The sequence below is a fragment of the Halomonas sp. genome (genome assembly GCF_014859505.1).
GTDB lineage: Bacteria > Pseudomonadota > Gammaproteobacteria > Pseudomonadales > Halomonadaceae > Halomonas.
The window spans coordinates 1-6,945 of record NZ_JACUUD010000134.1 but is presented as its reverse complement, the minus strand read 5'-3'; the positions used below and the strand labels follow the sequence as shown (position 1 = coordinate 6,945).

The 6,945-nt window shown below is 68.9% G+C and carries 7 protein-coding genes; 3 read left to right on the top strand and 4 right to left on the bottom strand.

Annotated elements, in window-relative coordinates:
* Positions 1 to 18 precede the first annotated feature (18 nt).
* The 3 genes from IBX53_RS13595 (at position 19) to slmA (ending at position 3,129) form a co-directional block, all read left to right on the top strand.
* The gene (locus tag IBX53_RS13595) at positions 19 to 1,413 is read left to right on the top strand and encodes a phosphomannomutase/phosphoglucomutase (RefSeq protein WP_290910141.1); all 1,395 of its coding nucleotides are present in this window, start codon (positions 19 to 21) and stop codon (positions 1,411 to 1,413) included.
* Between the two features lie 82 nt (positions 1,414 to 1,495).
* On the top strand, positions 1,496 to 2,404 hold the full coding sequence (gene argB, locus IBX53_RS13590) for an acetylglutamate kinase (protein WP_290910139.1): 909 nt from the start codon (positions 1,496 to 1,498) through the stop codon (positions 2,402 to 2,404).
* Positions 2,405 to 2,517: 113 nt separating this feature from the next.
* The gene (slmA, locus tag IBX53_RS13585) at positions 2,518 to 3,129 is read left to right on the top strand and encodes a nucleoid occlusion factor SlmA (protein ID WP_290910137.1); all 612 of its coding nucleotides are present in this window, start codon (positions 2,518 to 2,520) and stop codon (positions 3,127 to 3,129) included.
* 106 nt (positions 3,130 to 3,235) lie between these two features.
* Here the strand turns inward: slmA and rpoH are convergent, their stop codons facing one another.
* The 4 genes from rpoH to ftsY form a co-directional block, all read right to left on the bottom strand.
* Positions 3,236 to 4,102: an RNA polymerase sigma factor RpoH gene (gene rpoH / locus IBX53_RS13580; RefSeq protein ID WP_290910135.1), complete on the bottom strand. Its 867-nt coding sequence runs from the start codon at positions 4,100 to 4,102 to the stop codon at positions 3,236 to 3,238.
* A gap of 171 nt (positions 4,103 to 4,273) precedes the next feature.
* Positions 4,274 to 5,251: a permease-like cell division protein FtsX gene (ftsX, locus tag IBX53_RS13575; protein WP_290910133.1), complete on the bottom strand. Its 978-nt coding sequence runs from the start codon at positions 5,249 to 5,251 to the stop codon at positions 4,274 to 4,276.
* Complete coding sequence (gene ftsE, locus IBX53_RS13570; protein WP_290910131.1) at positions 5,248 to 5,916, bottom strand: cell division ATP-binding protein FtsE; 669 nt, start codon at positions 5,914 to 5,916, stop codon at positions 5,248 to 5,250. Before ftsE ends, ftsX begins: the two co-directional genes overlap by 4 nt.
* Positions 5,913 to 6,945 (bottom strand): signal recognition particle-docking protein FtsY (gene ftsY / locus IBX53_RS13565; protein WP_290910129.1); only part of this gene is annotated, 1,033 nt, incomplete at its 5' end. The genes ftsE and ftsY, both read right to left, overlap by 4 nt.

The window sequence follows — 6,945 nt, the reverse complement described above, 5'->3', positions numbered from 1 at the left end:
CACAGGACAAGGACACCCATGACAGCCGAGACCCAGACCGTTCCCGCCTCCATCTTCCGCGCCTATGACATCCGCGGCATTGTCGATGACACCCTCACCGAGTCGACCGTCGAGCTGATCGGACGCGCCATCGGCAGCGAGGCCGCCGCCCGCGGCGAATCCACCGTGGTGGTGGCCCGCGATGGCCGCCTCTCCGGCCCGCGCCTCCAGGCGGCCCTGACCCGCGGCCTGAACGCCGCCGGCCGTGACGTCATCGACGTCGGCATGGTGCCCACCCCGGTGCTCTACTTCGCCACCCACGTGCTGGACGGCACCGCCTCCGGGGTGATGGTCACCGGCAGCCACAACCCGCCGGACTACAACGGCTTCAAGATCGTGCTCTCCGGCGAGACCCTCTCCGGCGAGGCGATCACCGCCCTGCACACGCGCATCGTCGAGAATGCGCTCGCCGAGGGCCATGGCAGCGTGCGCGAGGTGGACGTGCGCAATGCCTACCTGGCGCGCATCCTCTCCGATGTGCGCCTGGCCCGCCCGCTCAAGGCGGTGGTGGACTGCGGCAACGGCGTGGCCGGCGAACTGGGCCCGCAGCTGATCGAAAAACTCGGTGCCGAGACGATCCCGCTGTTCGCCGAGATTGACGGCACCTTCCCCAACCACCACCCGGACCCGGGCAAGCCCGAGAACCTGGTGGATCTGATTCGCACCGTGCAGGAGACCGGCGCCGACATCGGCCTGGCCTTCGACGGCGACGGCGACCGCCTGGGCGTGATCACCCCCTCCGGTCGGCTGATCTACCCCGACCACCTGATGATGGCCTTCGCCGAGGACATGCTCGAGCGCAATCCGGGGGCCAGGGTGATCTTCGACGTCAAGTGCACGGGCAACCTGGCCCGGGTGATCGATGAGGCCGGCGGCGAGCCCGAGATGTGGCGCACCGGCCACTCGCTGATCAAGGCGCGCATGAAGGAGACCGGCGCCCTGCTGGCCGGCGAGATGAGTGGCCACATCTTCTTCAAGGAACGCTGGTACGGCTTCGACGACGGCCTCTACGGCGCCGCCCGCCTGCTGGAGATCCTCTCCCGCCAGTCGCTGGACGCCGACGCCTTCTTCGACCGCTACCCCCAGGACCTCGGCACCCCGGAGATCAACATCACCGTCACCGACGAGACCAAGTTCGACCTGGTGGCCCGGCTGGCCCGCGAGGGGGACTTCGGCGAAGAGGGGGTCAAGACCACCCTGGACGGCATCCGCGTCGACTACCCGGACGGCTGGGGCCTGTGCCGCGCCTCCAACACCACGCCGGTGCTGGTGCTGCGCTTCGAGGGCAAGACCGAGGCGGCGCTCGAGCGCATCCGGGCGCAGTTCGCCGCCGCCCTGAGCAAGGTGGCCCCCGAGCTGGACGTGACACTCTGAGCCCACGGCAACGATGACCCGCCGCCGCGCTTGCGGCGGCTCCGCCAAGATCAAGAGCAAGAGCAAGAGAAGGGAACCCGCAATGACCGAACAGACCCGCGACCCGCGCCTGGTGGTGGAGGTGCTCTCCGAGGCGCTGCCCTATATCCAGCGCTTCACCGGCAAGACCGTGGTGGTGAAGTACGGGGGCAACGCCATGACGGAGGACACCCTGATCGACTCCTTCGCGCGCAATATCGTGCTGATGAAGGAGGTGGGCATCAACCCGGTGGTGGTCCACGGCGGCGGGCCTCAGATCGGCGACCTGCTGAAGAAGCTCAACATCGAGTCGCGCTTCGTCAACGGCATGCGGGTGACCGATGCCGAGACCATGGACGTGGTGGAGATGGTGCTCGGCGGCCTGGTCAACAAGGGGATCGTCAACCTGATCAACCAGTGCGGCGGCAAGGCCATCGGCCTGACCGGCAAGGACGGCAGCCAGATCCGCGCCCGAAAGCTCAAGGTCGAGCACCAGACCCCGGAGATGACCGTCCCCGAGATCATCGACATCGGCCACGTGGGCGAGGTGGAGCACATCTCCACCGACCTGATCGAGATGCTCGCCGAGCGCGACTTCATCCCGGTGATCGCCCCCATCGGGGTCGACGCCGAGGGCCACAGCTACAACATCAACGCCGACCTCGTCGCCGGCAAGGTCGCCGAGGCGCTCTCCGCCGAGAAGCTGATGCTGCTGACCAACGTGGCCGGCCTGATGAACGCCGAGGGCGAGGTGCTCACCGGGCTCTCCACCGCCCAGGTGGACGAGCTGATCGCCGACGGCACCATCCACGGCGGCATGCTGCCGAAGATCCGCTGCGCCCTGGAGGCGGTGAAGGGCGGCGTGAAGAGCGCGCACATCATCGACGGCCGGGTGCCCCATGCCATCCTGCTGGAGATCTTCACCAATGCCGGCGTCGGCACCCTGATCACCGATACCTCCACGGACGCATGACGCGCCGATCGCGGGTCTGGCGCCGCGCCGTGCGCTGCTCCCTTGCGCCACGCTTTGCGGCAGACAGGGTCCGCGGCTAGCATGAGTCGACCATCAGACAAGAACAGACCAACATGACGCAGGCAACCCCCACCCCCAGCCGCCGCGAGCAGATCCTGCAGGCGCTGGCCCTGATGCTGGAGGAGGACAGCGGCAAGCGCATCACCGTGGCCGCCCTGGCGAAGCAGGTCGGCGTCTCCGAGGCCGCCCTCTACCGCCACTTCCCCAGCAAGGCGCGCATGTTCGAGGGGCTCATCGCGTTCATCGAGGAGACGCTGTTCGCCCGCATCACCCGCATCCTCGAGGAGAGCCCCGAGGCGCTGCCCCGCTGCGGGGCGCTGCTCACCCTGCTGCTGGCCTTCGCCGAGAAGAACCCCGGGCTCTCCCGGCTGCTCGACGGCGGCGTGCTCACCGGCGAGACGGCGCGCCTGCGGGTGCGCATCCACCAGCTCTTCGAGCGGCTCGAGACCCAGCTCAAGCAGGTGCTGCGCGAGGCAGAGCTGCGCGAGGGGCGCCGCCTCACCCTCCCCGCCTCGGCGGCCGCCAACCTGCTGCTGGCCGCCGCCGAGGGGCGTATCAGCCAGTACGTTCGCAGCGACTTCAAGCGCCGCCCCACCGAGCACTGGGAAGCCCAGTGGGCGCTGCTCTCCGCCCAGCTGCTCCGGGAGAGCCCGCAGCCGGCGTAGCCGGTCTCTCCCGCTTCACCGCAGAAACGCCAGAGCCCCCGCCGGACTCTTGTCCGACGAGGGCTCTGTCATTTCTGGTGGGAGATCGGCTCCCACAAAACCCAGCTCAAGCCACCAGGGCGTCACCGATCTGCTGGCGAATCTTCTTCATGGCATTCTTCTCGATCTGGCGGATACGCTCGGCGGAGACGCCGTAGACATCGGCCAGTTCGTGCAGGGTAGCCTTCTCGTCGAGCAGCCAGCGGCGCTGCAGGATATCCCGGGAGCGCTCGTCCAGGGCGGTCAGAGCCAGCTGCAGGCGACGGGTGGAATCATCCTCCCAGTCGCTATCTTCGAGGCGCGTGGCGGGGTCGGCGGAGGCATCGTCGAGATAGTGCACCGGTGCCTGCCAGCTGCTCTCGTCATCCTCGCCCGGCGCGGCGTCGAAGCCGGCGTCATGGGAGGAGAGACGTCCCTCCATCTCGCGAACCACCTCGGGCTTCACGTCGAGATCCTTGGCGATGGCGTCGACCTCATCGCCGCTCAGCCAGGCCAGGCGCTTCTTGGCGCCGCGCAGGTTGAAGAACAGCTTCCGCTGGGCCTTGGTGGTGGCGATCTTCACGATGCGCCAGTTGCGCAGCACGAACTCGTGAATCTCGGCCTTGATCCAGTGCACCGCGAAGGAGACCAGTCGCACGCCCTGGTTGGGATCGAAGCGCTTGACCGCCTTCATCAGGCCGACGTTACCCTCCTGGATCAGGTCCGCCTGGGGCAGGCCATAGCCAGAGTAGCTGCGGGCGATATGCACGACGAAGCGCAGGTGCGACACCACCAGGCGGCGAGCCGCCTCCAGATCACCCTCGTCGTGGAGACGATAGGCGAGGTCACGCTCTTCATCGGCGGTCAGCATCGGGATGCCGCTTACCGCCTTGAGGTATCCGTTGAGGTCATGCCCCGGGGAGAGTTGGCCCACCGGAAGAAGACTGGTGCTCATGTGCAGGATGTCTCCTTGTCAGCCCAAGAGTTGATTGGGGTTCATCTACATTCGACGCCAGAAACCGGAATATGTTCCGTGAAACCATGCCACAAGGCGTGGATTCCAGTCGCTACGGGGACGAGACGCGGGCCTCGTGCCGCTAGCGCGGCTTGCGCTTTCTTCGCGCCGCTAGCGCGGCTTCACCTCGGCGAGGTGGCGGCTCACCGCGATCCAGGCGCCCAGCAAGCCCAGCAGTATACTACAGCCCACCAGCATAGCAGAACCGTCAACCCCCAGCCGCGGCAGGCTGAAGCTGGCGCCATAGCTGGCCGCGAGGGCCGCGACCGGGGCCGCCAGCCACTCGCTGCCCAGGGTCAACAGCCCCCAGGCCAGCAGGCCGCCGCCCAGCCCGTACCAGGCCCCGCTGTAGAGGAAGGGGCGACGCACGAAGGCGTGGGTGGCGCCGATCAGGGTCACCACCTCGATCTCCTTGCGGCGGCTCTCCACCGCCAGGCGGATGGTGTTGCCCACCACCAGCAGCACCCCGCCGCCGAACAGCACCGCCAGCGCCAGGGCGACGCGGTGCCCCAGCTCCGCCAGATGGCGCAGCCGCTCGATCCAGGCCAGGTCCAGGCGCACCTCCTCGATCCCCGTCATCGCCTCCAGTTCACCGGCCAGGGCCCGCACCCCTTCCGGCGAGGGGTCGGCCGGGGTGACCACCACGCTGGCCGGCAGCGGATTCTCCTCCAGGCGCCCCAGGGCGTCGGCCAGCCCCAGCGCCTGCTGGAACTCCGCCATCCCCTCCGCGGCGGTGATCAACCGGGTGCGGTCGACGCCATCATGGGCGATCAGCGCCTCCTCGATGCGCTCGGCCTGGGCCTCGTCCACGTGGTGCTCCAGATAGGCGGTCAGGGTGGCGCTCTCGGTGAGTTCGGCGTCCAGCAGCCGGGCGCCGTCCAGGGTCAGCCACAGCGCCGCCGGCAGCACCAGGGCGATGGCGATGGCCAGCATGGTCACCAGGCTGCCGATGGGGGTACGCAGCAGCCGCCAGGCGCTGTCCAGGGCCATGGCCCGATGGTGGCGCAGCCAGCCGCGCAGGCGGCTCGACGAGCGGGTGCGGTGGGTACGGGCACCGCGAGGCGGCGGCGGAGCGGGGCGGCGGCTCATGCCGCCTCCTGGTCGGCCACCAGCCGGCCGTCGCGCAGGCGCAGGATGCGGTGGCGCAGCCGGGCGATCAGCGCCAGGTCGTGGCTGGCGATCACCACCGTGGTACCGATGCGGTTGAAGTCCTCGAACAGCGTCATGATGTCGGCGGAGAGCTGGGGGTCGAGGTTGCCGGTGGGCTCGTCGGCCAGCAGCAGCGGCGGCTTGTTGACCACCGCCCGGGCGATGCCCACCCGCTGCTGCTCGCCGCCGGAAAGCTCGATGGGCAACGCGCGCTCGCGGTGCAGCAGCCCTACCTTGTCCAGCGCCGCGCGCACCCGTCGCGCCGACTCGCGGGGCTCCACCCCCTGGATCTCCAGGGGCAGCGCCACGTTGTGGAAGATCGAGCGGTCGTGGAGCAGCTGGTGGTCCTGGAAGACCACGCCGATCTGGCGACGGTAGTAGGGCACCTGGCTGGCGTGGAGCCGATCGATGTCATGGCCGGCCACCAGGATGCGCCCCCGGGAGGGGCGCTCCAGGCGCATGATCAGCCGCAGCAGGGAGCTCTTGCCGGCGCCGGAGTGGCCGGTCAGGAACACCATCTCGCCGCGGCGCACGCGGAAGTCCAGGTTGGCAAGCGCCTCGAAGCGCCCGCCGTAGCGCTTGCCCACGTGCTCGAAGACGATCATGCCGCGTCGTCGTTGCCATCACGGTCGAACAGGGCGTCGACGAATTCCCGGGCCACGAAGGGTCGCAGGTCATCCAGGGACTCGCCGACGCCGATGAAGCGGATCGGTGTGCTCATCTGCTTGGCCAGGGCGAAGATGATGCCGCCCTTGGCGGTGCCATCCAGCTTGGTGAGGGTCACCCCGGTGATCGGCACCGCCTCGTTGAAGGTGCTGGCCTGGGCCAGGGCGTTCTGGCCGGTGCCGGCGTCGAGCACCAGCATCACCTCGTGGGGCGCGCGCGCGTCCACCTTGCCCATCACCCGGTGCACCTTCTTGAGCTCCTCCATCAGGTGGGCCTTGTTGTGCAGGCGACCGGCGGTGTCGGCAATCAGCACGTCGACGCCCCGCGCCTTGGCGGCGGCCACGGCATCGAAGATCACCGAGGCGCTGTCGGCCCCGGTGTGCTGGGCGATCACCGGCACCTTGTTGCGCTCGCCCCACACCTTGAGCTGCTCCACCGCGGCGGCGCGGAAGGTGTCGCCGGCGGCCAGCATCACGCTGCGCCCTTCGCGCTGGAAACGCTGGGTGAGCTTGCCGATGGTGGTGGTCTTGCCCGCGCCGTTGACCCCCACCACCAGGATCACGAAGGGCCCTTCGCCCCTGGGCGGCAGGATCAACGGCTGGCTCACCGGCTCCAGCATGGTGGCCAGCTCCTCCTGCAGGGCGCGATAGAGCGCCTCGCTGTCCTGGAGCTCCTTGCGGGAAACGCGGTCGGTGAGCCGGTCGATGATCTCGGTGGTGGCCTCGATGCCCACATCCGCCAGCAGCAGCTGGGTCTCGAGGTCCTCCATCAGGTCGTCGTCGATCTGCTTCCTGCCGAGGAACAGGTCCGCCAGGCCATCGGTGAGGTTGGCGCGAGTCTTGCCGAGGCCGGCCTTGATGCGCGAAAACCAGCCCTTCTTCTCACCGGCGACGGGCTTCTCCTGCAGCGCGGCGGGCTCGGGCTCGGGCTCGGGCTCGGGCTCGGGCTCGGGCTCGGGCTCGGGCTCG